Below are 25,216 nucleotides of genomic sequence, written 5' to 3' on the forward strand. Positions count from 1 at the left end.
CGGCGCCGGAGCCCGCTCCTCGCCGGTTCCCTCGGCCGCGGCCCGCCCACCCCCGCCCCGCGTCGCCTCGCTTCGCGCCGAGCTCGCGCCGGGGCTCGTGCCCGTACTTGCCGGGCCAGTGCTCGGCGGGCCCGTGCTCGCCGGGCCAGTGCTCGGCGGGCCCGTGCTCGCCGGGCCAGTGCTCGCCGGGCCGGGATTCGCGTCAGGCCCTGTCGGGCCAGGACTCGGGCCGGGGCTCGTGGTGCCGGGGCTCGTGTCAGGGCGTGCGGGTATCGGGCCGGGGCGTCCGGCGGCCGTCGCCTCCGGCCCCGCGTCATGCCCGGTCGCCTTCACCGGCCCCCCTCAGCGTCGGTCGCGGCCATCGCTCCGGGGCGCTCTGCGGAGTCGCCCGCATCGGGTCGAACGCCCCGCACGCCTCGAGCGTTCCCTCCGCGAGTATCTCCACACCAGCATAGGCAAACGGTTCGGCTCGCCACTTTTACGCGCCGTAGTCGTTGTACCTGGTGCGAGCCGGACGGGCCGGCCGGGGGCGACCACGGGCGGCTCGCGCTGACCAGCTTCTTTGTATCGATTGGGGGGTATCTATTCGGCATGTATGCGTTTTCGGCGCTTCAATGGGAGTTGACCGGACCTGAACGCTGACTGTCCGTGACGAAGTGACACCCCCCTCCGCGGGGACGGCTCTCCGGGCACCTCGGCCCGGGCGCGGTACCCGCATCCCCGCTGAATCCCAAGGAGTACCCACACGTGACGATGGTGAACGACGCGGCGCCCGATACGCGATCCACCGGTCGCAAGTTCCGCGCCTTCACGGCGAAGCATCTGGACGAGCTGACCGCCCGTGCCGGACTCTCGCCGGACCAGCAGCTCGCGGTGAGGGCGGTGGCGACCGTCCTGCCGTTCCGTACCAACGCCTACGTCATCGAGGAGCTCATCGACTGGTCCGCCGCGCCGGACGACCCGATCTACCGGCTGGTCTTCCCGCAGGAGGACATGCTGCCGGAGGCGGACGTCGCTCACCTAGCCGACCTGCTGCGCCGCGAGGCGCCCAAGGCGGAGGTGGAGGCCGCCGCGCACGCGGTGCGGATGAAGCTCAACCCGCACCCGGCGGGGCAGATGGAGCTGAACATCCCGACCTTCGGGGACGGCAAGATCCCGGGTCTCCAGCACAAGTACGACGAGACCGTCCTCTACTTCCCCAAGCAGGGGCAGACCTGTCACGCGTACTGCACCTACTGCTTCCGCTGGGCGCAGTTCGTCGGCGAGCCGGACCTGAAGATGGCCGGGGACGAGCCGGCGCAGCTGCGCGAGTACCTGCTGGCGCACCCCGAGGTCACCAGCGTCCTGTTCACCGGCGGCGACGCGATGATCATGGGTGAGCCGGTGCTGCGCCGCTACCTCGAGCCGCTGCTCGACCTGGAGCAGCTCGAGTCGATCCGGATCGGCACCAAGTCGCTGGCCTACTGGCCGCAGAAGTTCGTCACCGACCCGGACGCCGACTCGATGCTGCGGCTTTTCGAGCAGGTCGTCCAGTCCGGCAAGAACCTGGCGTTCATGGCGCACTTCTCGCACCCGCGCGAGCTGGAGCCGCTGATGGTCGCCGAGGCGTGCCGCCGCATCCGCGACACGGGCGCGGTCATCCGGACGCAGGCCCCGCTGATCCGCACCATCAACGACGACCCGAGGGTCTGGGAGGACATGTGGCGCACCCAGACGCGCATGGGCCTGGTGCCCTACTACATGTTCGTGGAGCGTGACACCGGCCCCCAGGACTACTTCGCCGTCCCGCTGGCCGACGCCTACGAGATCTTCCGGGATGCCTACTCCCACGTCTCCGGGCTCGCCCGGACCGTGCGCGGGCCGTCGATGTCCGCGACGCCCGGCAAGGTGTGCGTGGACGGTGTCCTCGACCTGTTCGGCGAGAAGGTCTTCGCGCTGCACTTCATCCAGGCGCGCGACGCGTCCCTGGTGAACCGGCCCTTCTACGCCAAGTTCGACCCGAACGCCGTCTGGCTGGACGACCTCAAGCCCGCCTTCGCCGACAAGTTCCCCTTCCAGGCGTAAGGCCCGGAAACAGGCCGGGAGCCCAGGGCGGAACCCCGGCCGCCGACGCCGGGCCCCGAAGGTGACCAATCGGGGCCCGGCCTCCGAGCCGACCGTCCCGCCGCCGAGAGACCACCCCTCCGGCGGCGCCGGCGCGGTTCGGGGGTCAGCGGAGGTGGCGGGAGAGGGCGAGGGCGGCGCACGCCGACGCCGCGCCGAACAGCGCCATCGTGACGCCGGGGGACAGGCCCTCGGCGATCGCGCCCGCACCCGCCATCGCGCCCGACTGGAGCGTCATGGTGCCCGTGGTGAGCAGGCCGAACGCCTGCCCGCGCCGGTCCTCCGGGACGGCGTCGACGAACCGCTGCTGGATGCTCAGCTCGTAGCTGAGCCCGGCCGCCCCCGCGAGGCCGAGGACGCAGGCGACCGCGATGCCCGGCCGGAGCGCGAACAGCACCAGCGGCAGCCCGTTCAGCAGCGCCAGCAGCAGCCCGATCCGCTCGCGCGGGCCGGTCGGCACGAACCGTCCGACGACCAGGTTGCCCAGCAGCATCCCGGCGGCGATCCCGGCGAGGACGAAACCCGCCTGCTCCGGCTTGCCGAGGGACGCGGCGTACGGGATCACGACGCCCTCCGCGCCGGTCGCGAGCGCGGCGGGCAGCCACATGGCGAAGAGGCTTCCGCGCACCACCGGGTCGCGCAGCAGGGCCCGGTTGACGCGCCAGGTCTCGCGCGCGGCCCCGCCGTCCCGCTCGCCCTGCACGCGCGGCGGACGGGTGGCCAGCCCGATCCGGGCGAGCAGGGCGGCGCATCCGGCGGTCCCGCAGGAGAGCCAGAGCGTGTTGGACGGGCCGACGGCGGCGATCAGCAGGCCGCCGCACGCCTGCCCGGCGATCTGCGCGCCGCCCGCCGTCATCGTGAAGACGGACCGGCCCAGCACGTACCCGCCGTCCCCGGGCAGGATCTCGCTCAGCATCGCCCAGGTGGACGCGGACGCGAGCGGCATCAGCAGGCCCAGCGCGAACATCACGGCGAGGGTCCCGCCGACGGGCAGCACGCCGGTGGCGAGCACGGCGGACGTCCCGGACTGGACGAGGTAGACGCCGACGAGCAGGCGGCGCGGCGGCAGCCGGTCGGTGTGCGAGAGCAGGAGGGCGCCGCCGATGACGTAGGGGAACATCTCGGCGGTGTAGGCGAGCGCGGCGAGCAGGGACGATCCGGTCCGCTGGTACACCAGGACGGAGAGCGCGAGCATCCGCACCATGTCGCCGCCGACGAGGATCACCCGGAGCGCGAACAGGACCCGGAACTCGCGGACGGCGAAGATGTCGCGGTAGGCGACGGTGGCGGGGGACGTGGTGGAAGTCGTCGTCACGAAATGCACCATCGCGGCATATTGCCTACAACGCTAAGGTTTCGGGCAGGAGCGAAACATGGCGTGGATCGAGGTCGGTCCAGGGGACGTCACCGCCTCGCGGTTCGCGGTGTCGCCCCTGATAGAGGTCACCTGCGCGCTCGGCGTCCTGGCCGGGCGGCACGACGTCGGCCCGCTGGAGCCGTGGGTGCGGCGCGCGCGTCCGGCGTTCCGGGCGCTGATGGACGACCCGGCCGTGCGGGCCCTGGCCTACCTGCGGCGGCGCGGCGGCTACATGGCCGACTTCGTGACGCCGCCGCCCGCCCGCGTCCACATCACCCTCGAAGAGCAGCTGGCCCAGGTGCTGGCCACGCCGCTCGCCCTCGCGCGGCACGAGCTGGCGCTGAACCGGGCGGGCCTCGCCTCCCCGGACCGCGGCGTCCGGACCGTCCTGGACTCGCCCGAGGTCGTGCCGCTGCTGGCGAACGGCCTCGCCCGGGCCTTCGCCGCGCTCATCGCGCCGGACTGGCCCACCATCCGGACGATCTTCGAGCGGGACGTGCTGTACCGGGCCGGGCGCCTCGCCGTGTACGGCTGGGGCGAGGCCCTGGCCGGGCTGTCCCCGCGCGTCCACTGGCACCCGTCCGCGACCGGCGGCCTGATCGAGCTCTCCGGGCTGGACGGCCCCCGGACGTCCCTGAACGGCGGCGGGCTCCTGTTCCTGCCCTCGGTCTTCGCCGACCTCGGCTACTCGACCGAGCCGCCGTGGCGCAACACGCTGTCCTACCGGGCGCGCGGCGTCGCCACGCTCTGGTCCCGGCACACGCCGCCGAACGACGGCCTGCCCAAGCTCATCGGCCGGACCCGCGCCGACGTCCTGCGCGCCCTGGACGAGCCGACCACCACGACCCGCCTGTCCGCCCTGCTGACCATGAGCCTCGGCAACGTCGGCGACCACCTCGCCGTCCTGCGCGAGTGCGGGCTCGTCGTCCGCGACCGGTACGGACGCGCCGTCCTGTACCGCCGCACCGAGCTGGGCGACGCCCTGCTCAACAGCGAGGTCCCGCCCTGACCGAAGGGTCAGTAGCGCAGGACGGCCCTGACCTCGAACCCGCCGTCCGGGGTCGGCCCGGCGTCGAACTCGCCCTCGTGCGCGAGCGCGCGCTCCCGCATCCCGACCGGCCCGAAGCCGCCGGACGTCCCGCCGCGCGCGGGCCCGCTGTCGCGCACCTCGATCTCGAGCGTCCGTGGCCGGTTCCGGACAGCGACCCGGCACCGCGCGGACGCCTCGGCGTCCGACGCGGCGAACACCGCGACCGGCCACCGCCGCCGCACCACCAGCGGCAGCGCCGCCGCCACGGACACGGCCCAGGCCCGGCCGTCCAGCGGCTGGAATCCCGCCAGCGGCGGCAGCGCGGCGAGGCCGCACGCCACCGCGACGTCACCGAGCGCACGCCTCTTCACCCGCGCACCGCCGTCCGCGTCATCGCCCCGCGAGCCCCGACTCGTACGCCACGATCACCAGCTGGGCGGTACCCGCCGACGCGCCGCCGGCCGGCGTCCGCGAGCCCGACCAGCTCCAACACCTCCCGGACCCGCCGGACCCCGATCCCCTGCGACCGCGCGAGCCACAGCAGATGCGCGTACCCGCTCCGCCCCCGATGCGGCGCGGCCGTCTCCAGCAGTGCTCCGACCTGCAGCAGCGGACGTTTCAGCTCCCGGTACCGCCGTCCCCCGACGAGTGCCCGCCCCGCATCCGGAGCCGCCAGCCCGAGCATCACCCGCATCGTCGTTGACTTGCCCGCCCCGTTCGGCCCCAGAAACCCGGTCACCATCCCCGGCCGGGCCGTGAACGAGAGATCGTCCACGGCCGTCACCGGCCCGTACCGCTTACAGAGCCCTTCGAGTTCGATCACGGCCCCAACGCTCACAGCCTTCCGCTCCGAGCACATCGCCCCACGGTCCCTCAACCCCGGGGACGATCGCCGAGCGAACCCCCGGTGCCGACCTCTCCGCGATCATTCGACTGCGATGCGTGATCACTGGCAGTTGATCTTGCGGGGGAGTGAACGGTGCAGAGGGACATCAGTCGGGGCCGTGTCAGAACGCTCCGGGCGGTACTCGCCGCTTTCACGGCGGCCACCATGGCCACCGCGGCGTTCTGCGGCGCCGCGCGTTCCGTGGACGCGGCGACAGGCCGCGCCGCGCACCGTCCCGCCACGGTGCCCCAGCCGACCGCGAACTCCTCGGTGGTGACCGTCCGGACGGGCGGTGACCGGCGCGCCGACGGTTCGGTCGAGCCGCTTCCCGGTGTGCGGCTGGCGCTGTTCGCCGACGAGGCCGCGACCGGTCCGCTGCCCGACGCGTGGGCCGTCTGCGTCGCGGACCAGGACGGCGACTGCTCCTTCCAGATCCCCGACACCGGGACCGGCGGCGTGAACCAGGGGCGGCGGTTCTGGGTCGGTCAGCTGTCCGCTCCCACCGGCTGGTTCACCAATCCGGAACTGCGGACGGGCCCGGGAAGCGGCTCCGGTTCGCAGGCGACGCCGTACCGGTTCCAGACCCCGGCCCTGAGCGCCGGGCAGACCTACCGTTCCACCTCGGACTTCATGATCAGCGACGCCAAGGTGCCCACGGCGTCCAGCGGCATCTGGCAGCAGTCGCGGAACAACCCGCGCCTTCCCGCGCGCTGCGGGCTGGACGTCGCGCTCGTCCTGGACCTGTCGGCCTCGGTGGGCAGTGCGCTGCCGGAGCTGAAGAGGGCCGCCGACCAGTTCACCGACGCCCTGGTCGGCACCCCGTCCCGGATGGCGCTGTTCACCTTCGACAAGAACTCGCCCAGCACCGCCACGACGAACTACCCGGCGCTGCGCTCGGTGTCGACGGCCTCGGACGCCGCGTCCTTCAAGAGGCTCTACGCCGACTGGCAGCTCGGCAAGGGCACCAACTGGGACCAGGCGATGCGCGAGGTCGCCGACGCGCCGGAGCACTACGAGCTGATGGTCGTGCTCACCGACGGCAACCCGACCTACTACGGCCGGACGATCCACGGCGACGGCTCCAACACCCGGATCGCCGAGGTGGAGAACGGGATCTTCTCCGCCAACGCCGTCAAGGCCAAGGGCACACGGTCGTTCGCCCTGGGCGTGGGCAGGGGCGTCGCAGGGCTGACCGAGCTCAACCTCCGGTCCATCTCGGGGCCCACCGCCTACAACGGCTCGAACACGGCCGCCGCCGACTACTTCCAGACCGCCGACTACCAGGCCGCCGGCCAGGCCCTGAGCGACCTGGTGCACAGGCAGTGCCAGGGGTCGCTCACCGTCGTCAAGCAGCTGGTCCCGGGCGACCGGACCGGTTCCGACGTCGAAGGGGCCCAACCCGCCGGGCCCGGCTGGGTCTTCGACGCCTCCACCTCGACCCCGGGCATCGGCGGTCTCCCCGACACCCAGACCACCAGCGACGACGGCACCGGATCGGTCTCGTTCGAGCCCAACTTCACCGGGGCCGCCAGCGGGTCCGTGACCGTGCACGAGCAACAGCACCCGGGCTACAGCCTGGTTCCCCGCGACGGCCGCAACGCCGAATGCGTCAACCTCGTGGACGGCACACCGGTCGAGACCACCAACGTCGGTGGCGCAGAGGACGCGCGTCCAGGGTTCTCGGTTCAGGTCTCCAGTGACACCGCCGTGAGCTGCACGGTCTATGACCGTCCCGCCGAGACGACGGAGCAGACGGCGCACCTCACCCTGGTGAAGAAGGTCAAGCCGTATCGCCGGGGGACGGCCGGCCCTCGCCGCTGGGTGCTGCGCGCCACGGGACCCCAGACGATCCAGGGGCGGACCGGGCAGCGCGCCGTCACGCACGCCGCCGTCCCGCCCGGCGGCTACACCCTCTCCGAACACCAGGGGCCCGGCGGATACCGCGCCTCGTCCTGGCGGTGCTTCAACCATGGGCGTCGCATGACCGTCCAGAACGGCGACCACATCACGCTCCAGCCCGGCGACGACGTGATCTGCGTGATCACGAACACCCGCCACAGGCCGGTCATGCCGCCGCCGCATCCGCCCGTGACCTGCCACCACGCCAGGACCACCGGTGGGGGCTCCTGCCGGCCGGATCGGTCAGTGGGCCCCGCCGGGTCGTGAGCCGTGGCGCGGCCCGGAAGTGCCCGGGTACGGGAGTGGCCGACGTCGGCTGAGGAGTGCCGGCGCACGTCCGGACCCTGGAGTGGGGCAGCGACATGCCGCGCGCGAAGGCCGGCCGCGTGGTCCGCGGCCGACCTGCGGGGCCGTCAGACACCGGCGGCGAGTTTCAGGGTGAGGGCGCCGGCGATGATCGCGGCGAAGGACAGCAGCTTCGGCAGGGTGATGCGCTCCTTGTAGATCAGCGCGCCGAACAGGACCGTGCCGATCGAGCCGATGCCCGTCCAGATGGTGTAGCCGACGCTGACGTCGAGGGTGCGCAGGGCGAGGCTGAGGGTGAAGATCCCGCCGCTCGCGGCGAGCAGGGTGAGGACCGACGGCCACAGCCGGGTGAAGCCGCGGGTCGCGTTGGTGCCGAGGGCGAAGGCGATCTCGAAGGCGATGGCGAGCGCCAGGAAGAACCAGGCCATGGGAGGGCTCCGTTCCGGAACGAGGGGTGGGGGTCAGGAGGAGGACGAGGCGGGGGAGAGCTTGTCGGAGAGCTTGAGTCCGAGCACCCCGCCGATGATCAGGACGAACGCGAGGGCCTTCCAGACCGTCATGGACTCGTGGAAGATCACGGTGCCGAGGGCGACGGTGCCGACCGAGCCGATGCCGGTCCAGACGGTGTAGCCGACCCCGACGTCCAGCGTCCGGAGGGCCTGGCTGAGGAAGTAGATCCCGCCCGCCGCCGCGCCGGCGGTGAGCAGCGACGGCCACAGCTCGGTGAAGCCGTGGGTCGCGTTGGTGGCGAGCGCGAACACGACCTCGAAGACGGACGCGATCAGCAGGTAGATCCAGGCCATCGGAGGACTCCAGGTATTTGTATGTATATGCAAGTTCTGACGGAGCAAGAGTATGCATGTACAAGTAAGCTGGTGTCAACCAAGCTCGGAGGGGGACGGCGTGATGGCGACGACGCTTCAGGGGCAGGCCGACGCGCGGCTGTGGAACCGGGTCCTGGCGCTGCACGCGCGGGTGGAGCAGCGGCTCGGGGCCGTCCTGCAGCGGCACCACGGCCTCGGCCTGTCGGAGTACCGCGCGCTGGCGCTGCTGGCCGAGGCCCCGGACGGGGAGCTGCGGATGCAGGACCTCGCCGCCGGGCTGGGCCTCAACCAGAGCTCGGTCACCCGGCTGGTGGGCCGTCTGGACGCCGCCGGGTTCGGCTACCGCGACCTCTGCCCGGACGACCGGCGCGGCGTCTACACGGTGATCACGGACGCCGGGCGGGAGCGCTACCGGCAGGCGCGTCCCGCCTACGAGGAGACCCTCACCGCGACCCTGGACGAGGCGGAGGAGACGGCCGAGGTCCTGGGCGCCACCCGCCGCTCCGGGTAGCCGGGAGGGGGTGAGGGCACCGCGGGGGCGCCCTCACCGCGGCTCACCGGATGCCGTAGACCGGGACCAGGGTGGCGCGCCCCAGGGTGTGGGCGGTGATGTTGAAGCCGACCACGGCGGGCATCGCGTCGGACGGGACGCCCAGGGACTCCACGTCCAGGGCGTGGACGGTGAAGACGTAGCGGTGCGGGTCGCCGGGCGGCGGCGCGGCCCCGCCGAACTCCTTGTTGCCGTAGTCGTTGCGGGCCTGGACGCCGATCTTGGCGTCGGCGGAGCCCGCGCCCGTCGGCAGCTCGGTCACGTCCGCCGGGACGTCGAACAGCAGCCAGTGCCAGAAGCCCGAGCCGGTCGGCGCGTCCGGGTCGTAGCAGGTCACCGCGAAGCTCTTGGTGCCGGCGGGGAAGCCCGACCAGCGCAGGTGCGGCGACAGGTTCTCGCCGGAGAAGCCCCAGTCATCGAACACGTGCCTGTTCGCCAGGTGCTCGCCGTCGGCGATGTCGTCGCTCTCCAGCGTGAACGACGGGACCTCCGGCAGGTGTTCGTGCGGGAGCGGCGGCTTGCCGGCCATGATCACTCCTCTTCCTGTTAGCCGTTTTCCCCATACCTATCAGGCCCGCCACGCCCTCCGCCGATCGCGCCCGCCCGCCCCGCCGCTCCGGCGGCGTCCCTCCTGCCGGGAACGCCAAAGACCCCGCCCCCCGGCCGAAGCGGGCCGGGACGAGGGCGGGGTCAGGGAGGCGCGCGTTACTTCTGGGTGGCCCGTTACTTCTGGGTGGCCTCGGTGTAGGCGGAGATGACCTCGTCCGGGGGGCCGTCCATGCGCATCTGGCCGTCGTCCAGCCAGATCACGCGGTCGCAGGTCTCGCGGACCACGTCGAGCTGGTGGGCGACCAGGAACACCGCGCCCGCCTCCTTGCGCAGCTCCTCGATCCGGCGCTTGGACTTGGCGCGGAACTTGCCGTCGCCGGTGGCCAGCGCCTCGTCGATCAGCAGCACGTCGTGGGTCTTGGCGGCGGCGATCGCGAACCGGAGCCGGGCGCCCATGCCGGACGAGTACGTCCGCATGGGGTAGTTGATGAAGCCCGGCTTGAGGCCGGCGAAGTCGACGACCTCCTGGTACTTCTCCTTGGTCTCCTGCGGCGTCATGCCCATGGCCAGGCAGCCGAGGACGATGTTGCGCTCGCCGGTGAGGTCCTTCATCAGGGCCGCGTTGACGCCCAGCAGGGACGGCTGGCCGTCGGTGTAGACCCCGCCGCGGGCGGGCGGCAGCAGGCCCGCGATGGCCTGCAGCAGCGTGGACTTGCCGGAACCGTTGGTGCCGATCACGCCGACGGCCTCGCCGCGGTACGCGACGAAGGACAGGCCCTTGATCGCGTGCACCTCGGTCATGCTCGGGCGCTTCTGACGCTTGATCACCCGGGACATCGCGGACGCGGCGTTGCCCTTGCCGCCCGCGCCGTACACGCGGTAGACGATGTGCAGGCCGTCCACCACGACGATCGGCTCGCGCGTGGGGTCGATGTTCACGGGGTTCTGCGCCAGCTGGGCGTTAACCACGGCCGTATCGCTCCTCGGCACGGTAGAAGAACATGAACCCGGCCGCCAGGGCCACCACGGCCCAGAGCAGGGCGTAGATCCACAGCTGGGCGGTCGAGTGCTGGTGCAGGTCGTGGTGGACGTAGTGCCGGTACTTGCCGAGCAGGGTGTGCCGGCTCAGCTCCACGTACACATACCCGGGATTCGCCTTGAGGATCTCGCCGACCCAGACGTGCGTCTTCAGGAACGAGTTGTCCTTGATCAGCTGCGGGATCGACCAGATCACGCCGGACAGGTACAGCCAGGTGCGGGTGACGAACGGCAGCAGCTGGGTGATGTCGCGGTTGAACGCGCCCAGCCGGGCCATCATCATCCCGGCGCCGACGTTGAACATGAGCTGCATCCCGACCACCGGGACGAACAGCAGCATGTGCGGGGAGATCGGCTCGCCGAACCCGACCACGATGATCATCAGGACGACCAGCGAGAGCAGCAGCTGCTGGAACTCCACGACCGCGATGGCGAGCGGCAGCGTGGCGCGCGGGAAGTGCAGGGCCCGGATCAGCGACAGGTTGTCGCCGACCGACTTGGAGCCCGACTGGATGGAGCGCTGCATGAAGCCGAACATGAACACGCCGGTCACCAGGAACGGCAGGAAGTCCGGCAGGTGGCGCGAGGTGTTGAGCAGCAGCCCGAAGATCAGGAAGTAGACGCCGACGTTCAGCAGAGGCGTGAGCAGCTGCCACACCTGGCCCAGGCGGGAGTCGCTGTACATCGCGATGTTCTTGGCGGACGCGAAGGCCCAGATGAAGTGGCGCCGCGCCCAGACATCCTGGAGGTACTTGCGCAGCGGGGGGCGCGCCGCGCTCTGCTTGAGGCCGAAGCGGGCGGCGTAGGCGGCCAGGGACTCGCTGCTCCCGATGTTCGTGCGTGGGGGTTCCGCGAGCGTGCCGACCGACTCGCCACCCGAGGAGCCGGTCGGTTCCGGGTGACTCATGCTCGGAAGCCTATTGCAGACCGCAGTCTGTGCGAGACGTTCGCCCTTATTTGAGGCCCCACACTGACCGAAAACGGGAGGTTCTGGGACGTCACGGCGGAATGTGCGCAACGTCACACCGGCACCGCTGGTCCGCGGCTCCCCGTCCCCCCGCCGCCGGCCCCCGGTTTCCGGGGAATCATGTCCGGCTCGCGGGGGATACCCGTCTCATGCAATCGACTTACCGGACGGCTCCGAAGACCGCACCCGCCGTGGCGGGAGGAGGAACGGGCGGGGGCGGCGGCCTGCTGGCCAGGCTCGGCCGCCTGGACCGGGACGCGTTCGCCTGGGTCGCCGCGGCCCGCCTGCCGGGGCTGGAGGGCGTCCTGCCCCGGCTGTCGCACACCGCCGACCACGGCGTGCTGTGGTTCGGCACCGCCGCCGCACTCGGCGCGACCGGCCGCCCCCGGCTGCGCCGCGCCGCGCTGCGCGGGCTCGCCGGGATCGCGGTCGCCAGCCCGGTCGTGAACCTGCTCGGCAAGCAGGCGTTCCGCCGCCGCCGCCCCGTCGTGGACCTGGTGCCGCCGGTCCGGATCCGGTGGAAGCTGCCGACCTCGCACGCCTTCCCGTCCGGCCACACCGCCTCGGCCGCGGCGTTCGCCGCGGGCGTCGCGATGGAGGCCCCGCCGGTCGTCGCCGTCCCGGTCGCCGGCCTCGCCGCCGCCGTCGGCTTCTCCCGCGTCTACACCGGCGCGCACTACCCCGGCGACGTCCTGGCAGGCGCGGCGGTCGGCGTCCTCGCCGCTCTCGGCACCCGGATGGTCTGGCCCGCCCGTCCGGCCATCGCGAAGGTGTCGCCGACGGCCACCGAGCAGATGGCCGTCCAGGAGGGCGGGCGCGGCGTGGTCGCCGTGGTGAACATGGGGTCCGGCTCCAACACCGGGGACGACACGCCGTGGCCCAGCCGCGCGGAGTCGGTCGCGCGGATTCTGGAGCGCGAGCTCCCGGACGCCGAGATCATCCGGTTCGGCAAACCGGAAGACGACACCGACGAGGCTTCGGGTGTGGCGGACGAGGCCGCGAAGGCGAGCGGCAGGGGCGGCGCGGGCGGCGGCGAACAGGACGACGACCTGACCCGCATCCTGGACGACGCCGCCTCCCGCGCCGACGCCCTCGCCGTCGTCGGCGGCGACGGCACGGTGAACGCCGCCGCCCGCGCGGCGCTCGCCCACAAGGTGCCGCTGCTGGTCGTCCCCGGCGGCACGTTCGACCACTTCGCCCGCGCCCTCGGCGTCGAGACCGTCGGCGACGCCGTGACCGCCTACCGGGACGGGCGCATCGGCCGCGTGGACGTCGGACGCGTCGCCCCCGGCGACATCACCTTCCTCAACACCGCGAGCTTCGGCGCGTACACCCACCTGGTCAGCCGCCGCGAGAAGCTGGAGGGACGGCTCGGCAAGTGGCCCGCCATGGCCGTGGCCGCGATCCGCACGCTGCGCGGCTTCGAACCCCACGACATGATCGTGGACGGCATCCCGCGCAAGGTCTGGCTCGCGTTCGTCGGCAACGGCGTCTACGGTTCGCGCGGCCCCGCGCCGACCTGGCGGTCGAGCCTGAACGACGGGCTCTTCGACATCCGCCTCGTCGAGATCGGCCACCGCGTCCCGCGCGTCCGGGCGCTGGCGTCCGTCATGGGCGGCGGCCTGCACCTCGCGCCGGGCCTGCGGGACTGGAAGAGCGGCGTGCTGGAGCTCACGCACAAGAACGGCGGGTTCAAGCTCGCGGTCGACGGCGAGGTCACCGAGCTGCCGTCCACGGTCCGCTTCACCATCGAGCCGAGGGCGCTCCAGGTCTTCGTCCCCCTGCGCCCCCACTAGCTCGGGCATCCGGCCGCGACACTCCCTGACCGGCGCCGCGGATCAGCGATCGGTGCCGGTCAGGGGGAGGCGGGCCAGGCCGGTCACCACCGGCGACCCGTTCCACGCGGGTGCACCGGTCACGGTCAGGCGGGCGTGCCGGAGGCCCAGCTCCTCCAGCAGGACGCGGATCTCCATCCGGGCCAGCGCCGCGCCGAGGCAGAAGTGCGGTCCGTAGCCGAAGGCGAGGTTCGGCCCGGCTGGACGGCGCCTGATGTCGAACCGGCCGGCGTCCTCCCCGAACGCCGCCGGATCGTGGTTCGCCGCCCCGAACAGCAGCATCACGTGCTCACCCTGGCGGACCACGGCCTCGCCCAGGGGGACGTCCCGCGTGGCGGTCCGCAGGAAGTAGGCCACCGGCGACGTCCAGCGCAGGATCTCCTCGACCGCCGACGGCAGCAGGCCGGGGCGGTCGCGCAGCGTCGTCCACTGGGACGGGTCCGACGCCAACGCCAGCAGCCCGCCCGAGATCGCGTGCCGGGTCGTCTCGTTCCCCGCCACGAGCAGCTGGATCAGGAACATGACCAGCTCCAGGTCGGTGAGCCGGTCGCCGTCCAGCTCGGCCAGCGCGAGCCGGGAGACCACGTCGTCGCGCGGGTCGGCGCGCCGCCGGTGCGCGGTCTCCAGCAGGAACGTGCCGCACTCGACGCGCAGCGCGTCCCGCTCGTCCTCCGGGAGGCCGGAGACGCCGGGGACGATCGCCTCGGTCCAGCGGTGGAAGCGCGGCCAGTCCGCCTCCGGCACGCCGAGCAGCAGGCAGATCACCTGCAGCGGCAGCGGGACGGCGAGCTCGGCCACGGCGTCGAACGTGGGCGGCAGGCCGTCCAGCAGGGCGCGGACGCGGTCCCGGACGGCCCCCTCCAGCGCCCGCGTGACGGCCGGGCGGAACGCGGGCGCGACCAGGCCCCGGTAGCGGGTGTGGTCCGGCGGATCGGTGTGCATGATCGTCGGCGGCGCGTCGTAGGCGTGCCCGATGTCGGAGACCAGGATCCCGTCGCGGGACCGGAACGCCTCCGGGTCGGCCGCGACCCGGTGCACGTGCGCGTGCGAGCCCGCGACCCACAGCGGCAGCGCCGGATGCCGGACCGGGCTCCGCTTCCGGATCTCCGCGTAGAGCGCGAGCGGGTGCCCCGCGCCGAACGCGCCGTCCGGGAAGTCCGCCCCGATCGGCGCGGGCGCTCCGCTCGCCGCTCCGGGAGATCCGCTCGCTGCTTCGGCAGGCTCGCTTGCTGCTCCGGGCGCTCCGCTTGCTGCTCGGGGAGGCCCGTCCGTCCGTTCTCGCTGCCCGCCCGTCCCTCCCGGACGTCCGCCGGTCACCGCAGGATGCCCGCCGGGCGCGGGATCGCGGCGGCGTCGCAGAGGGCGAGGTAGGCGTTCAGCGTGGACTCGCCGTCCACGACACCGCTGATCTGCCCGTCCTTGCCGTACTCGATGAAGGCGCCCTGGATCACGAAGAGGATCTCGGTGTCGTCCTCCAGGACGGTCAGCGTGTGGACCGATCCGGGCGGCTCGTAGATGTAGGTCCCGGCGACGTAGTCCACGCCGTACTCGGCGTACCGCCAGCGGCCCGAGAAGGTGTGGCCGTGGACGCCGCCCGTGTGCTTGTGCGTCGGCAGCGCGAACCCGGCGGCGAACCGGTTGCGGACCACCCAGGTGTCCGCCGAGACCAGCAGCACCTTCAACCCCACCGGACCCGCCTGCACCCAGGGGACGTCGTCGTCGTGGACGTGCCCGACCGTGATCGCCTCTGTCATGGAGCAAACGCTAGGTAGGGTGCGTCGTCCGCGCAAGGGCCCGCCCCTGCGCCCGGCCCGGCCGACCGGTTCCGCGCGGCGCGGCCGGTTCGTCCGTGCGCGGCCGGGTAGGGGTGCGAGCGGTGCCGCCCGCGAGGAACGGAGGAGAGCGCGATGCCCAACGGTGTTGACCCGAGCGACCTCACCGAGGACGACCTGCTGCGCGAACTGGGACATCTCTACGCGACCCGCATGGAGACCCTCCGGCACGGATCGGACAACGCGTTCAGCGAGCACACCCGCCGGATGAACCAGTACGAGGCCGAGTACGTGCGCCGCAGGCCGGGCCGCGAGGTGGACCCCGAACGCCTCCGCGCCGGCGCCCGCGCCCGCTGACCCACCCCGTCCGCCGCTGACCCGCGCCTCCGCCTGCTGACCGCGCCGCTGACCCGCGCCGTCGGCCTCCTGGCGTGCGCCGTCCGTCCGCTGACGGACGTCTGTGGGCGCTGACGCTGCGTCTGTGTGCGCTGACGCTGCGTCCGTGCGCGCTCGCCCGGCCGGCGGTGGTCAGCGGGTGACGGCCATGCGGAGGATCATGCGGCGGGCGTCCGAGCTGAACTCCGCGCTGTCGTTGACGCGCGGGAACGGCTCGTCCGGGACCGGGACGTCCAGGAACGCGCACAGCGGTTCCCATCCCTGCTTCACCTCGTACACGAGCAGCCGTTCGGCCGGGACGGTCTCGACGACCTCGGCCGTGTGCCGCTCGAACCGCTCCACCAGCTCGTCGTCGCTGAGCGTCGGGAACTCGCGCACCTCCGGCATGGCGGACGTCATCTCGACGAACGCCGCGAACCGCGTGCCGAACACCGAGGAGAGCGAGGCCAGCACGCGTCCGGGCGGGCTCTGGGTGCGGGCGAACTGGGTGAGGATCGTCGCGCGCATACTGGCGACCCAGGCGCGCGGGTCCCGGACGCTCAGCACGACCTTCGCGTCGCGGTAGTGGGCGGTCGTCTCGCGCCAGTAGGCGGCGGACGGCCAGTCCACCGCCGAGCGGTAGCCGGTGAACAGGGTCTCCCACGGGACGGGCTCGCCGCGCGTCTTGGCCCGCCACGCCTGGAGCTGGCCGGGCCGCCCCATCTCCATCATGTGGTGGCAGGGGCCGAAGCCGAGCCGTTCCAGTGCGGTCTTCAGGGAGAGGGTGCCGGTGCGCCCGTATCCCGCGCCGATGACGTCCACCTGGCGACCGTCACATCCGGCGGCGGGACGGTCAAGGGCGGCACCGTGAAACGGGCATGGACCCGACCGAAATATGGCATAGACGGTCGGAGTCGATATGTCGGAAGTGTCGGGACGTCGGTCGCGCCCGTCGGCGATCCCCGTCCCCGCCTGCCGATCTGACCTGCGAGGACGTCTTACCGACGGCTGGACCCCGCGATCGGTTTACCTCGCGTGATCTATCCCATTCGGGCCGTCCGAAAGTGGGCATCCGCCGGTGGGCTGTGCGTACCGTGGGCCGGGTCGTCCGCGTTGTTGGAGGTGGGGCCCGGTCATGGTTCGGCATCGGAGGAGGCGTCCGGAACCGAGGGAACGGATGCGCCGATGGTGGCCCGTCATGACCGGTGTCCCGGTCGCGGTCGTGGCGCTCGCCGGCGGGTACGCGTTCGCGGCCGGCGGCGGCCCGGGCCTGGAGTCGGCCCTCGGCGGCGGCTCCGGATCCGCCGGACGGCGGCCCGCCGACCCGGTGTCGGCGCGGCCCGCCGACACCGACCCTCGCGACGGTTCGCGCAGGCTCGCCGAGTTCACCACCGGCTTCAAGCCGGGCGAGGCGCGCGTGACGAACATCCGGCTCGGCGCGAAGGCCGTCGACGGCCACGTCGTCCCGGCCGGTGGCTCGTTCTCCTTCAACAAGGTCGTCGGGCCGCGCAGCGCCGCCCGCGGCTACGTGCCCGCGCCGACCATCGTCGGGTCGCGCCTCGTGGACGACCTGGGCGGCGGCATCTGCCAGGTGTCGGCGACGCTGTGGAACGCGGTGTTCGAGGCGGGCCTCAGCATCACCAAGTCCCATCCGCACACGTTGTGGATGCCCGAGTACCCCAAGGGCCGAGAGGCGGCCGTCGCATGGCCGTCGCTCGACTTCGTCTGGCGCAACGACTCGGCGGGACCGGTCCGCATCCGCGCGCGGGTCGACGGGGGCTCGCTGACCGTCTCGCTCTGGGGGACGCCGAAGTACGAGGTGAAGACCGTCTCGTCCAAGCGGTACGCCCTCACCCGCGCCGGGACCTTCAGCGACGCGAGCCGCCGCTGCGTCCCCATGCCCGGCGGCCCGGGATTCCAGATCGACGTGTACCGGACGTTGTCCCAGCACGGACGGACGATCCGCCGCGACCGCTTCCACACCGTCTACCAGCCGGAACCCAAGGTCACCTGCACCGGACGCTGAACAGCCCTCCAGCAGCGCGGCGATCCTTCGGCTCGGGCGATGTCCCGCGCGGCCCGTCCTCCTGACCCGCCGCTTAGCCCGCCGCTTCGGCGCGGACGCGGGCCGCACGCGCGAACTGGTCGTCCAGGCGGCGTGGGAACGGCATGATCCGGTGGCGTTCCCGCCACGGCGCGAACTGCCGGACGGCGTTGAAGCCGCCCGCCGTGACGATCCGGTCCGCGTGCGCCCCGAGCGGCCACGCCGGATGGACGTCCCGATGGACGACCGGTACCAGCAGGCCGTCCGGCACCCGCGGCGCGACGAGCGTGAACCGGGGCCGGACACCCTCGGCGGCGGCCATGTCGGCGGCGTAGGCGACCAGTTCGCGGATCTCCTCGTCCGGCCCCGAATGGACGACCAGCCACCCGACGGCATCCGCATCCGCATCCTCATCGGCTGTGGCGGGCGGGTCCACGAGCTCCAGCGTCGTCACCTCGCCGGAGACGGAACGCAGGTACTCCTCCTGCGCGCGCGTCAGCGGCTCGCAGATGTAGGTGGTGTCGATCCGCGGCGGGACGGCGGGCAGCAGCCTTTCGTAGACGGGCCACCGCAGAAGCCGGGCCAGATGGACGACCCGGAACCGGCCGTCCGGGACCCTCAGCTCGCCGTGGATTCCGGCCGGGAACGCGTCGATCCACACCTCGTCGGCGTCCACGCCGGACAGCGACGGCACGACCGGCCACTCCGGGACGAGCCGGGCCGCGAACGGCGAGTCCGACACCAGCGTCACCGGTTCGCCCTCGCGGCCGAGGGTGTGCAGGGCGGCCCGGACGCGGGTCAGGTGCCCGAACCCCGCACCGCGCGCGTAGCAGGCGATCATCCGGCCCGGGGGGCCGTCCCGGCGTCCCTCTCCGCCGACGTCTCGGTAAGGACCCGCAGGTAGCCGGCGGTTTCGGCGGCGGGGGTGAAGTCGCGGCGGATCCGCTCGGCCGCGGCGGCGCCGAGCTTGGCCAGCTCGGCGTCCGATGCCGCCACCGCGCGCCGGACGGCGTCGCGGCAGCCGTCGGCGTCGCCCGCCGCGAAGGTGAAGCCGATCTCGTCGTCGGCGACGTCGGCGAGGCCGCCCGCGTCCGAGCACAGCAGCGGGACGCCCAGCGCGGCGGCCTCCAGCGCCACGTTCGGCATCCCGTCGTAGAACGACGGCAGCGCGACCAGGTCGCACGCGGCGTACACGGCGGGCAGGTCGTACCGCTCCTGGAACGGCAGCACCGAGTGCGCGAACCGGCCGAGCCGCTCGGTCACGGCCTCGTCCGCCTCGCCGGCGAGCACCAGGTGGAACGCGTCCGACGGCAGCGCGTCGAGCAGGAAGTCCACGCCCTTCTTGGCCTTGAGCTGCCCGACCAGGCCGAGCGTCCGGACCCCGGCCGCGACGTTCGCCGCGCGCCACCCGTCCGCGCGCCGCCGCTCGGAGGGCAGCAGCTCCCAGGACGAGGTGTCCACGCTGTTCGCCACGAACGTCACCTCGGCGTCCGGCGCGAGCGCCCTGACCAGCGGGATGTGCGAGCGCGCGACGATGCAGACCCGCGCGGACGCCCGCAGCGCCTCGGCCAGCGCGCCGCGCCGCCGCATCGAGAACGGGCCGACGTCGATGTCGTTGCCCCGCAGCAGCGTGACCAGCGACGCGTCCAGCAGCGCGGCCAGGACGGGAGCCGCGAGCGGCGCGAGGACACCGCCGAACGCCACGACGTGCGTGTACCCGGTCATGCGGGCGGCGGTGAGCTGCGTCCAGAGGCGGCGCAGCGCGTGCTCGGGGTCGGTGCCGAGCGGCGCGGCGAGCCGCCGTCCGCCGACCTCGCGCCGCACCTCCCACCGGACGTCGCGCCGGGTGAGGTGGACGAGGTCGGTCTCGACGCCCGCGGCGCGCAGGCCCCGGACGATCCGGTCGCACGACTCGGACATGCCGCCCCTGCTGGGCGGATAGTGCTCGGTGATCCAGAGGACGCGCGGCATCAGCTGTCCACGAGCCCGTCGCCGCCGGAGTCCCAGTCGCCCCCGGTGTCCGAGCCGTCCCACTCGTCCCCGCCGGTGTGGTCGCCGGACGCCGCGGCCCAGTCGTCGCCGCCCGGCGCGGAACCGTAGTCTCCGCCGCCCGCCTCGAACGCGTTCCGGTCGTGCTGGTCGAAGTCCGGGTACCAGGTGTTGGAGCCGTACACCGACGAGCTGTTCTCGTAGTGGGTGCGCCGGTAGCCGTACGTCCACGACGGGTCGTGGGCGTGTTCCGCGAGCCGGCCCCGGCATTCCGAGCAGAGCGCGTCGGGGCCGGAGTGCTCGGGGCACACGGCGCGCGTGCAGGACGGGCAGTGGGCCGCGGCGGGCCGGCCGCAGCGGCGCAGCACGAAGAACCCGGTGAGCATCGCGCACCGCGCCGCCGCGCCGTACCCGCCCGGTCCGGACGGCGGTCCGGTAGGCGGCATGGGCGGCATGGGGGGAGTGGTCAACGGGCCCTCCTCGGGGTGGCCGCGGACCTCCGCGGCGGCGTCCAGCGGAACAGCTCGCCGGTGACGGTCAGGATCAGCTCGATCACCCGGTGATCGGCGTGGGCGGGGCCCTTCGCCGTCGCGCGCAGCACCGTCCGGCCGTTCTCCTTCTGCTGGGCGGTCACGGCCAGCCAGGCAGGGGCGGGGGGAGCGGGCCGCGCCACGGCCATGCCCTTCGGCAGCCGCCGCGTCGCCCGGACGACCCGCACCGGCTTCTCCTTCACCTTGTGCTTGATCTTCCCGCTGCGGCTCTTCTTGCGGATCCGGCGCTGCCGCACGCGGTCGACGACCGCGAGCTCCAGCACGCTCCCGTCGCGCAGCTCGGCCCGGACGAGCAGCCAGGGATCGGTGAAGAACCTCTCCGACCCCGCCAACGCCGGAGGCCGGACCTGGAGGCCGCGCAGCTCGCCGCCCTTGTCGGGGACGACCGCGCCGCGCAGGTCGGTCGTCACGCCGAGCGGCGCTCCCGGCTCCATGTCCTCCCGCAGGACGCGCAGGACCGGGACGAGCACCGACGCGGCGCGCGGGGGAAGCCGCCACTTCCGCTTGGTGATCGTCTGATCGTGGGTGGCGAGGCCGGTCGCGAGCTCGGCCCACTCGGCGGCCGGGAGCGTGGCCGAGAACCGCTGCTCCTCCGCGAGCTGCCGGTGCAGGGGATGCAGACGCTCCCACGCCTTGCGCTGCTTACGCCAGAACATGCGTCACCACCGATCGAGTGGCTGGGGGGACAGAGAACGGTAGACGCCTGCGAGTCGGGCGCGCGAGGCCCGCCACGTCAGGGTCTCCGCGACGTGCTCGCGCGCGCGGGCGCCCATCGCCCGCGCCTGCTCGGGATACTCCAGCAGGACCCGGACGGCCCGGGCCAGCTCGGCCGGACGGTCCGCCGGGACGAGCCGTCCGTGCTCCCGGTCGGTCATCAGCTCGCGCACCACCGGCAGGTCGGACGCGACGACCGGGGTCCCGGCCGCCATCGACTCCAGCACCTTCAGCGGCGCGCAGCCCTGGTCGAGGTTGCGGGCGCAGGCGGTGAGCGGCGCGACCGACACCTCGGCGTGCCGCAGCCAGGCCGCGACGTCCGCGTGCGGGACGGCGAACCGCCACTCGACGCGGTCCTCGACGCCCAGGTGCCGGGCCAGCCGCCGCAGCGGCTTGGCCCGCCGCGGCGGAACGGACGAGCAGACCACCAGCCGCAGGTCGGGCAGGTCGGCGAGCCGGGCGAACGCCCGCAGCAGCACGTCCAGACCCTGCCAGGGCTGGAGCGCGCCGACGTAGACGAGGTACCGCTCGGGCGCGTCCGCGGGGCGCGGAGGCGGCTCCGGGACGTCCGCGCCGTTCGGCACGACGGTGATCTTCTCGTCCGGCACGCCGTACGCCCGGACGGCCCGCGCGTTGACCTCCGACGGAACGATGACCGCGTCCGCCTCCGCCAGGCACCGCCGCTCCAGCTCGCGGATCTTCGCGAGCGTCCGCTCCGGCACGCCCGGACGCGTGTGCCGCAGCTCGACCGACGGCAGTCCGTTCATCTCGTACACGACCCGGTACCGCCGGTCCGGCACGGCCACGACGGGCAGCGCGCCCCACGGGTCGCGGACGTGGACGAGTTCCAGCGTCCCGGCCTGCTCGGCGACCAGCCCGGCCACCCACGCCGAGAACGCCTCGAACCGGTCGAGCAGGTTCGGCAGGGCGTTCCCGAACCGGACGATCTCCCGCGCGCCCTCGACCTGCCGGGGCGGCAGCGGCCCGCCGCCCGTCACGCCCAGCAGTCCGCCGCCGAAGTGCGTGAACAACTCGTCCGCCATCTGCGCGATGTGGACGGCGGCGCCCTTCGCCGACGGGAAAAGGTCGAAGGCGAAGTAGGCCGCGCGGTGGTCCAGTGAGGTCATCCGGCTCATAGGACGGCCGTCGCGCTCTCCCGGTGCCACGCGTCCCCGAGGTGCCCTGCGTCTCCGAGGTGCCCCGCGTTCTCGAGGTGCCCTGCGGTCCCGAGGTGGCCCGCGTTCTCGAGGTGCCCGACGTTCCCGAGGTGGCCCGCGTCCTCTGGGTCGAGGGCGCTCCGGCGTCGGGGGGCGGTCTCCGCGTGACGGAGGTTGCCGCGGTGCCAGGCGATCTGGTCGGCCAGGCCGTCCGCGAGGGCGATGCGCGGCGTCCAGCCGAGCAGTTCGCGGGCTCGGGCCGGATCGGCCCAGGTGCGGTCGGCGTCCCCGGCGACGGGCGCGGCCCACTCGATCCGCGGCCGGACGTCCAGGACGCGGCCGAGCAGCGCGATCGCCGCCCGCACGGTCACCGGCTCCGGATGGCCCACGTTGATCGCCGTGCCGTCCGGCACCTCGGCCGTCGTCGCGGCGAGCGTCGCGGCGACCACGTCGTCCACGTGCGTGAACGAGCGGGCCTTGCGCCCGTCGCCGAACACCGGGAGCGGACGTCCGGCCAGCGCCGCCTCCGCGAACCGGTGGAAGGCCATGTCCGGACGCTGGCCGGGTCCGTAGACCGAGAAGTAGCGCAGCACGACCGTGTCCGGACGCCGCCGGGCGAGGCGTTCGGCCGCGACCTTGCTGGCCGCGTACGGGCTGGCGGGCGCGAGCGGGTCGTCCTCGCGGGTCGGGCGGTCCCGTCCCGCCGAGCCGTACACCGACGAGCTGGACGCCACGACGACGCGTCCGGCCGCCGCCGCCAGGACCCGCCGGGTCGCGTCCACGTTGTCCCGGCGGATGGCGTCCTCGGCGCCCCACGACGAGCGGATCCCGGGCCGTCCGGCCAGGTGGACGACCGCGTCCGCCGAGGCCAGGGCCGAAAGGTCCGCGGACGCCAGGTCGAGTTCGGCCTTCGGCACCGCGAGCGCGTCCCACCTGCGGCGGACCGTGCCGGGCGCGAGCGCGCGGTCGGGCGCGTCCACGGCCAGCACGTCGTGTCCGGCCCGCGCCGCCGCGGCCGCGACCCGGCTCCCGATGAACCCGGCCGCCCCTGTGATCACCATCCGCACCGAAGCACCATACAGAGGCTGACCAGGTACGAGGCGGACATTTCGCGCCCACGGCCTCTCACGGCCTGCTGTGGCCAAGGCGTGCGCCGCCCCGGCGGGGATCAGCGCCAGTGGGGATCAGCGCCGGCGGGGATCGGCGCCCGGCGGGAATCAGCGCTGGCGGACGACCCGGGACTCGTCCCACACCGGTTCCGGCGCCTCGGTCACCGACCCGTCCGACCGGAACACCACGAACCGGTCGAACGACCGCGCGAACCACCGGTCGTGCGTCACCGCCACGACCGTGCCCTCGTACGACTCCAGGCCCTCCTGCAGCGCCTCGGCGCTGGCGAGGTCGAGGTTGTCGGTCGGCTCGTCCAGCAGGAGCAGCGTCGCGCCGCCCAGCTCCAGCAGCAGGATCTGCAGCCGCGCCTGCTGCCCGCCCGACAGCGTCTCGAACGGCTGCTCCGCGCAGTGCTGCAGCTCGTAGCGGGCGAGCGCGTTCATCGCGTCGTTGCGCAGCCGCGCGTGCTCGGTCATCACGATCTCGCACGGCGTGCGTCCGGCCAGGTCGGGGCGGGCGTGCGTCTGCGCGAACAGCCCCGGCACCACGCGCGCCCCGAGCCGGGCGACGCCGGTGTGCGCCACCGGCTCGACCGGTGTCGCGCCGCGCGGCAGCTCCTCGGCCACGTGCGCGAGCAGCCGCAGGAAGTGCGACTTGCCCGACCCGTTCGAGCCGAGCACCGCGATCCGCTCGCCGTACCAGAACTCGGCGTCGAACGGCCGCATCAGCCCGGTCAGCTCCAGGTCCTCGCAGATCACGGCGCGTTTACCGGTCCGGCCGCCGCGCAGCCGCATCTTGAGGCTCTGGTCGCGCGGCGGGACCTCCGGCGGTCCGGCCTCCTCGAACTTGCGCAGCCGCGTCTGCGCCGCCTGGTACCGCGACGCCAGCCCGTCGTTGTAGGTGGCCTTGGTCTTCAGCATCAGCACGAGCTGCTTGAGCTTGGCGTGCTCCTCGTCCCAGCGGCGGCGCAGCTCCTCCAGCCGCTCGTTGCGGTCCCGGCGCGCGGCGGCGTAGGTCGCGAACCGGCCGCCGTGGATCCAGACCGTCCCGGCCTCCACCGTCACGATCCGGTCGGCCGCCCGGTCGAGCAGCTCCCGGTCGTGCGACACCAGCAGCACCGTCTTGGGCGTCTCGCGCAGCCGGTCCTCCAGCCAGCGCTTGCCGGGGACGTCGAGGTAGTTGTCCGGCTCGTCCAGCAGGAGCACCTCGTCGGGGCCGCGCAGCAGCGCCTCCAGGACGAGCCGCTTCTGCTCCCCGCCCGACAGCGTCGTCACGTCCCGGTACCGGCAGCGGTCGAACGGGACGCCGAGCGCCGCGACCGTGCACGCGTCCCACAGCACCTCGGCCTCGTAGCCGCCCGCGTCGCCCCAGCCCGCGAGCGCACCGGCGTACCGCATCTGGGCGGGCTCGTCGTCCTTCTCGATCATCGCGAGCTCGGCCGCCTCCAGCGTCGCCGCCGCGTCCCGCAGCCGCTGCGGCGCGGTGGTCAGCAGCAGGTCCTGCACCGACGACCCGTCCCGGACGTTCCCGATGAACTGCCGCATCACGCCGAGACCGCCGCTGTGCGCGACCGACCCCTCCTGCGGCGCCAGGTCCCCGGCGATCGTCCGCAGCAGCGTCGTCTTCCCCGCCCCGTTGGGACCGACCAGGGCCGCGGTGACCCCGTCCCCGACCCGGAAGGACACGTCCGCCAGCAGGACCCGCCCGTCCGGCAGCGTGTGACTCAGATGACCGACCTCGACGTGTCCCATGGGCCACGATCCTCCGAAGTCGGGCCGTCCCTGGTCAACTCCTTTTCCGAACCATGTTCTTCACTCATCGCGCTAGTACGGTCACAGAGAGTGATGTAAGGTTCGTTCTGTGCGAGCAGCCCGGTTCAAGGAGGTATCCGCCCGGCCGTCGGTCCGGGCGCTGCTCGCCCTCCTCGCGGTGGTCGCCGCGCTGACCGGCCCCGCCGAGATCGCCCCGGCCGTCGTCCCGGAGACGGCGGTGAGCGTGGAGACCGCCTCGCCCGGCTGCGGCGACGAGGACGACGGACTCGCGGGCCACAGCGCACCGTCGGCCCTCCGCCCCACCGGCGCCGAGCCCGGCCGTCCCACCGGCGTCCGCCTGCTGCGCACACCCGCGCGCGAGCGCGTCCCGGTCACCCCGCGCCCGGTC

The 25,216-nt window shown here is 73.3% G+C and carries 26 protein-coding genes; 8 read left to right on the top strand and 18 right to left on the bottom strand.

What is annotated here, in order from left to right:
• The first annotated feature begins 753 nt into the window (after positions 1 to 753).
• The gene (locus tag DZF91_RS38255; RefSeq protein ID WP_117361934.1) at positions 754 to 2,064 is read left to right on the top strand and encodes a KamA family radical SAM protein; all 1,311 of its coding nucleotides are present in this window, start codon (positions 754 to 756) and stop codon (positions 2,062 to 2,064) included.
• A gap of 145 nt (positions 2,065 to 2,209) precedes the next feature.
• On the opposite strand, the gene DZF91_RS38260 is transcribed toward DZF91_RS38255, so the two are convergent.
• Entirely contained in the window at positions 2,210 to 3,418 is a 1,209-nt protein-coding gene (locus tag DZF91_RS38260; RefSeq protein WP_199487180.1) for an MFS transporter, read from the bottom strand.
• Between the two features lie 58 nt (positions 3,419 to 3,476).
• On the opposite strand from DZF91_RS38260, the gene DZF91_RS38265 reads away from it, so the two are divergent.
• Positions 3,477 to 4,469 (top strand): helix-turn-helix domain-containing protein, encoded by a 993-nt coding sequence (locus tag DZF91_RS38265; RefSeq protein WP_117361914.1) that lies wholly within the window; start codon positions 3,477 to 3,479, stop codon positions 4,467 to 4,469.
• Between the two features lie 8 nt (positions 4,470 to 4,477).
• On the opposite strand, the gene DZF91_RS38270 is transcribed toward DZF91_RS38265, so the two are convergent.
• Together DZF91_RS38270 and DZF91_RS38275 are read right to left on the bottom strand one after the other, a co-directional pair.
• Positions 4,478 to 4,861 (bottom strand): ATP-binding protein, encoded by a 384-nt coding sequence (locus tag DZF91_RS38270; RefSeq protein ID WP_117361915.1) that lies wholly within the window; start codon positions 4,859 to 4,861, stop codon positions 4,478 to 4,480.
• Positions 4,858 to 5,313 carry an ATP-binding cassette domain-containing protein gene (locus DZF91_RS38275; RefSeq protein ID WP_199487181.1) on the bottom strand — a complete coding sequence of 152 codons (456 nt, stop codon included), beginning with the start codon at positions 5,311 to 5,313 and terminating at the stop codon, positions 4,858 to 4,860. Before DZF91_RS38275 ends, DZF91_RS38270 begins: the two co-directional genes overlap by 4 nt.
• Before the next feature lie 228 nt (positions 5,314 to 5,541).
• On the opposite strand from DZF91_RS38275, the gene DZF91_RS38280 reads away from it, so the two are divergent.
• Positions 5,542 to 7,542 (top strand): VWA domain-containing protein, encoded by a 2,001-nt coding sequence (locus tag DZF91_RS38280; RefSeq protein ID WP_117361917.1) that lies wholly within the window; start codon positions 5,542 to 5,544, stop codon positions 7,540 to 7,542.
• A 146-nt stretch (positions 7,543 to 7,688) separates the two neighbouring features.
• Here the strand turns inward: DZF91_RS38280 and DZF91_RS38285 are convergent, their stop codons facing one another.
• Together DZF91_RS38285 and DZF91_RS38290 are read right to left on the bottom strand one after the other, a co-directional pair.
• Positions 7,689 to 8,009 carry a DMT family transporter gene (locus tag DZF91_RS38285; protein ID WP_117361918.1) on the bottom strand — a complete coding sequence of 107 codons (321 nt, stop codon included), beginning with the start codon at positions 8,007 to 8,009 and terminating at the stop codon, positions 7,689 to 7,691.
• Positions 8,010 to 8,042: 33 nt separating this feature from the next.
• Entirely contained in the window at positions 8,043 to 8,384 is a 342-nt protein-coding gene (locus DZF91_RS38290; protein WP_117361919.1) for a DMT family transporter, read from the bottom strand.
• Between the two features lie 103 nt (positions 8,385 to 8,487).
• Between DZF91_RS38290 and DZF91_RS38295 the strand changes: the two genes are divergently transcribed.
• Positions 8,488 to 8,916, top strand: a complete 429-nt coding sequence (locus DZF91_RS38295; protein WP_117361920.1) for a MarR family winged helix-turn-helix transcriptional regulator — start codon at positions 8,488 to 8,490, stop codon at positions 8,914 to 8,916.
• 43 nt (positions 8,917 to 8,959) lie between these two features.
• Here the strand turns inward: DZF91_RS38295 and DZF91_RS38300 are convergent, their stop codons facing one another.
• From DZF91_RS38300 to DZF91_RS38310, 3 genes are all read right to left on the bottom strand, one after another.
• On the bottom strand, positions 8,960 to 9,484 hold the full coding sequence (locus DZF91_RS38300; protein ID WP_199487182.1) for a YbhB/YbcL family Raf kinase inhibitor-like protein: 525 nt from the start codon (positions 9,482 to 9,484) through the stop codon (positions 8,960 to 8,962).
• Between the two features lie 194 nt (positions 9,485 to 9,678).
• Positions 9,679 to 10,473: an ABC transporter ATP-binding protein gene (locus tag DZF91_RS38305; RefSeq protein WP_235834866.1), complete on the bottom strand. Its 795-nt coding sequence runs from the start codon at positions 10,471 to 10,473 to the stop codon at positions 9,679 to 9,681.
• Positions 10,466 to 11,449, bottom strand: coding sequence for an ABC transporter permease (locus DZF91_RS38310; protein WP_117361921.1), 984 nt, complete (start codon positions 11,447 to 11,449; stop codon positions 10,466 to 10,468). Before DZF91_RS38310 ends, DZF91_RS38305 begins: the two co-directional genes overlap by 8 nt.
• 209 nt (positions 11,450 to 11,658) lie before the next feature.
• On the opposite strand from DZF91_RS38310, the gene DZF91_RS43015 reads away from it, so the two are divergent.
• Positions 11,659 to 13,305 carry a bifunctional phosphatase PAP2/diacylglycerol kinase family protein gene (locus tag DZF91_RS43015; protein WP_117361922.1) on the top strand — a complete coding sequence of 549 codons (1,647 nt, stop codon included), beginning with the start codon at positions 11,659 to 11,661 and terminating at the stop codon, positions 13,303 to 13,305.
• Positions 13,306 to 13,347: 42 nt separating this feature from the next.
• Here DZF91_RS43015 and DZF91_RS38320 read toward each other — a convergent pair whose 3' ends face one another.
• Together DZF91_RS38320 and DZF91_RS38325 are read right to left on the bottom strand one after the other, a co-directional pair.
• Positions 13,348 to 14,661 carry a cytochrome P450 gene (locus tag DZF91_RS38320; protein ID WP_147341575.1) on the bottom strand — a complete coding sequence of 438 codons (1,314 nt, stop codon included), beginning with the start codon at positions 14,659 to 14,661 and terminating at the stop codon, positions 13,348 to 13,350.
• Positions 14,658 to 15,098: a 2,4'-dihydroxyacetophenone dioxygenase family protein gene (locus DZF91_RS38325; protein ID WP_117361924.1), complete on the bottom strand. Its 441-nt coding sequence runs from the start codon at positions 15,096 to 15,098 to the stop codon at positions 14,658 to 14,660. The genes DZF91_RS38320 and DZF91_RS38325 overlap by 4 nt, the downstream gene beginning before the upstream one ends.
• A gap of 153 nt (positions 15,099 to 15,251) precedes the next feature.
• Here DZF91_RS38325 and DZF91_RS38330 point away from each other — a divergent pair, with 153 nt between their 5' ends.
• Positions 15,252 to 15,473 carry a DUF6158 family protein gene (locus tag DZF91_RS38330; RefSeq protein WP_117361925.1) on the top strand — a complete coding sequence of 74 codons (222 nt, stop codon included), beginning with the start codon at positions 15,252 to 15,254 and terminating at the stop codon, positions 15,471 to 15,473.
• Between the two features lie 171 nt (positions 15,474 to 15,644).
• Here DZF91_RS38330 and DZF91_RS38335 read toward each other — a convergent pair whose 3' ends face one another.
• On the bottom strand, positions 15,645 to 16,313 hold the full coding sequence (locus DZF91_RS38335) for a sulfotransferase family protein (protein ID WP_117361926.1): 669 nt from the start codon (positions 16,311 to 16,313) through the stop codon (positions 15,645 to 15,647).
• 376 nt (positions 16,314 to 16,689) lie between these two features.
• Here DZF91_RS38335 and DZF91_RS38340 point away from each other — a divergent pair, with 376 nt between their 5' ends.
• The gene (locus DZF91_RS38340; protein WP_158588146.1) at positions 16,690 to 17,517 is read left to right on the top strand and encodes a VanW family protein; all 828 of its coding nucleotides are present in this window, start codon (positions 16,690 to 16,692) and stop codon (positions 17,515 to 17,517) included.
• 73 nt (positions 17,518 to 17,590) lie between these two features.
• Here the strand turns inward: DZF91_RS38340 and DZF91_RS38345 are convergent, their stop codons facing one another.
• From DZF91_RS38345 to DZF91_RS38375, 7 genes are all read right to left on the bottom strand, one after another.
• Positions 17,591 to 18,376 (bottom strand): hypothetical protein, encoded by a 786-nt coding sequence (locus DZF91_RS38345; protein ID WP_117361928.1) that lies wholly within the window; start codon positions 18,374 to 18,376, stop codon positions 17,591 to 17,593.
• Positions 18,373 to 19,506, bottom strand: a complete 1,134-nt coding sequence (locus DZF91_RS38350) for a glycosyltransferase family 4 protein (RefSeq protein WP_117361929.1) — start codon at positions 19,504 to 19,506, stop codon at positions 18,373 to 18,375. The genes DZF91_RS38345 and DZF91_RS38350 overlap by 4 nt, the downstream gene beginning before the upstream one ends.
• Positions 19,506 to 19,994 carry a hypothetical protein gene (locus DZF91_RS38355; RefSeq protein WP_147341576.1) on the bottom strand — a complete coding sequence of 163 codons (489 nt, stop codon included), beginning with the start codon at positions 19,992 to 19,994 and terminating at the stop codon, positions 19,506 to 19,508. Before DZF91_RS38355 ends, DZF91_RS38350 begins: the two co-directional genes overlap by 1 nt.
• A complete protein-coding gene (locus DZF91_RS38360) occupies positions 19,991 to 20,731 on the bottom strand; it encodes a hypothetical protein (protein ID WP_117361931.1) in 741 nt (246 codons plus the stop codon). The genes DZF91_RS38355 and DZF91_RS38360 overlap by 4 nt, the downstream gene beginning before the upstream one ends.
• Before the next feature lie 3 nt (positions 20,732 to 20,734).
• Positions 20,735 to 21,916 (bottom strand): glycosyltransferase family 4 protein, encoded by a 1,182-nt coding sequence (locus DZF91_RS38365; RefSeq protein ID WP_117361932.1) that lies wholly within the window; start codon positions 21,914 to 21,916, stop codon positions 20,735 to 20,737.
• 5 nt (positions 21,917 to 21,921) lie between these two features.
• On the bottom strand, positions 21,922 to 23,007 hold the full coding sequence (locus tag DZF91_RS38370) for an NAD-dependent epimerase/dehydratase family protein (RefSeq protein ID WP_199487185.1): 1,086 nt from the start codon (positions 23,005 to 23,007) through the stop codon (positions 21,922 to 21,924).
• A gap of 156 nt (positions 23,008 to 23,163) precedes the next feature.
• Positions 23,164 to 24,807, bottom strand: a complete 1,644-nt coding sequence (locus DZF91_RS38375) for an ABC-F family ATP-binding cassette domain-containing protein (RefSeq protein ID WP_117361933.1) — start codon at positions 24,805 to 24,807, stop codon at positions 23,164 to 23,166.
• A gap of 109 nt (positions 24,808 to 24,916) precedes the next feature.
• Here DZF91_RS38375 and DZF91_RS38380 point away from each other — a divergent pair.
• On the top strand, positions 24,917 to 25,216 hold a 300-nt coding region (locus tag DZF91_RS38380; RefSeq protein ID WP_199487183.1), incomplete at its 3' end, for a hypothetical protein.

Origin of the sequence: Actinomadura logoneensis (assembly GCF_003428695.1) — a bacterium.
GTDB lineage: Bacteria > Actinomycetota > Actinomycetes > Streptosporangiales > Streptosporangiaceae > Spirillospora > Spirillospora logoneensis.

Bases quoted from the DNA above. Each gene is read 5' to 3' on its own strand.
- DZF91_RS38325 (WP_117361924.1), bottom strand. From the start codon at position 15,098: ATGACAGAGGCGATCACGGTCGGGCACGTCCACGACGACGACGTCCCC.
- DZF91_RS38340 (WP_158588146.1), top strand. From the start codon at position 16,690: ATGACCGGTGTCCCGGTCGCGGTCGTGGCGCTCGCCGGCGGGTACGCG.
- DZF91_RS38370 (WP_199487185.1), bottom strand. From the start codon at position 23,007: ATGGTGATCACAGGGGCGGCCGGGTTCATCGGGAGCCGGGTCGCGGCC.
- DZF91_RS38295 (WP_117361920.1), top strand. From the start codon at position 8,488: ATGGCGACGACGCTTCAGGGGCAGGCCGACGCGCGGCTGTGGAACCGG.
- DZF91_RS38360 (WP_117361931.1), bottom strand. From the start codon at position 20,731: ATGTTCTGGCGTAAGCAGCGCAAGGCGTGGGAGCGTCTGCATCCCCTG.
- DZF91_RS38280 (WP_117361917.1), top strand. From the start codon at position 5,542: ATGGCCACCGCGGCGTTCTGCGGCGCCGCGCGTTCCGTGGACGCGGCG.
- DZF91_RS38290 (WP_117361919.1), bottom strand. From the start codon at position 8,384: ATGGCCTGGATCTACCTGCTGATCGCGTCCGTCTTCGAGGTCGTGTTC.
- DZF91_RS38365 (WP_117361932.1), bottom strand. From the start codon at position 21,916: ATGACCTCACTGGACCACCGCGCGGCCTACTTCGCCTTCGACCTTTTC.
- DZF91_RS38375 (WP_117361933.1), bottom strand. From the start codon at position 24,807: ATGGGACACGTCGAGGTCGGTCATCTGAGTCACACGCTGCCGGACGGG.
- DZF91_RS38310 (WP_117361921.1), bottom strand. From the start codon at position 11,449: ATGAGTCACCCGGAACCGACCGGCTCCTCGGGTGGCGAGTCGGTCGGC.
- DZF91_RS38255 (WP_117361934.1), top strand. From the start codon at position 754: ATGGTGAACGACGCGGCGCCCGATACGCGATCCACCGGTCGCAAGTTC.
- DZF91_RS38330 (WP_117361925.1), top strand. From the start codon at position 15,252: ATGCCCAACGGTGTTGACCCGAGCGACCTCACCGAGGACGACCTGCTG.
- DZF91_RS43015 (WP_117361922.1), top strand. From the start codon at position 11,659: ATGCAATCGACTTACCGGACGGCTCCGAAGACCGCACCCGCCGTGGCG.
- DZF91_RS38350 (WP_117361929.1), bottom strand. From the start codon at position 19,506: ATGCCGCGCGTCCTCTGGATCACCGAGCACTATCCGCCCAGCAGGGGC.
- DZF91_RS38285 (WP_117361918.1), bottom strand. From the start codon at position 8,009: ATGGCCTGGTTCTTCCTGGCGCTCGCCATCGCCTTCGAGATCGCCTTC.
- DZF91_RS38300 (WP_199487182.1), bottom strand. From the start codon at position 9,484: ATGGCCGGCAAGCCGCCGCTCCCGCACGAACACCTGCCGGAGGTCCCG.
- DZF91_RS38265 (WP_117361914.1), top strand. From the start codon at position 3,477: ATGGCGTGGATCGAGGTCGGTCCAGGGGACGTCACCGCCTCGCGGTTC.
- DZF91_RS38345 (WP_117361928.1), bottom strand. From the start codon at position 18,376: ATGATCGCCTGCTACGCGCGCGGTGCGGGGTTCGGGCACCTGACCCGC.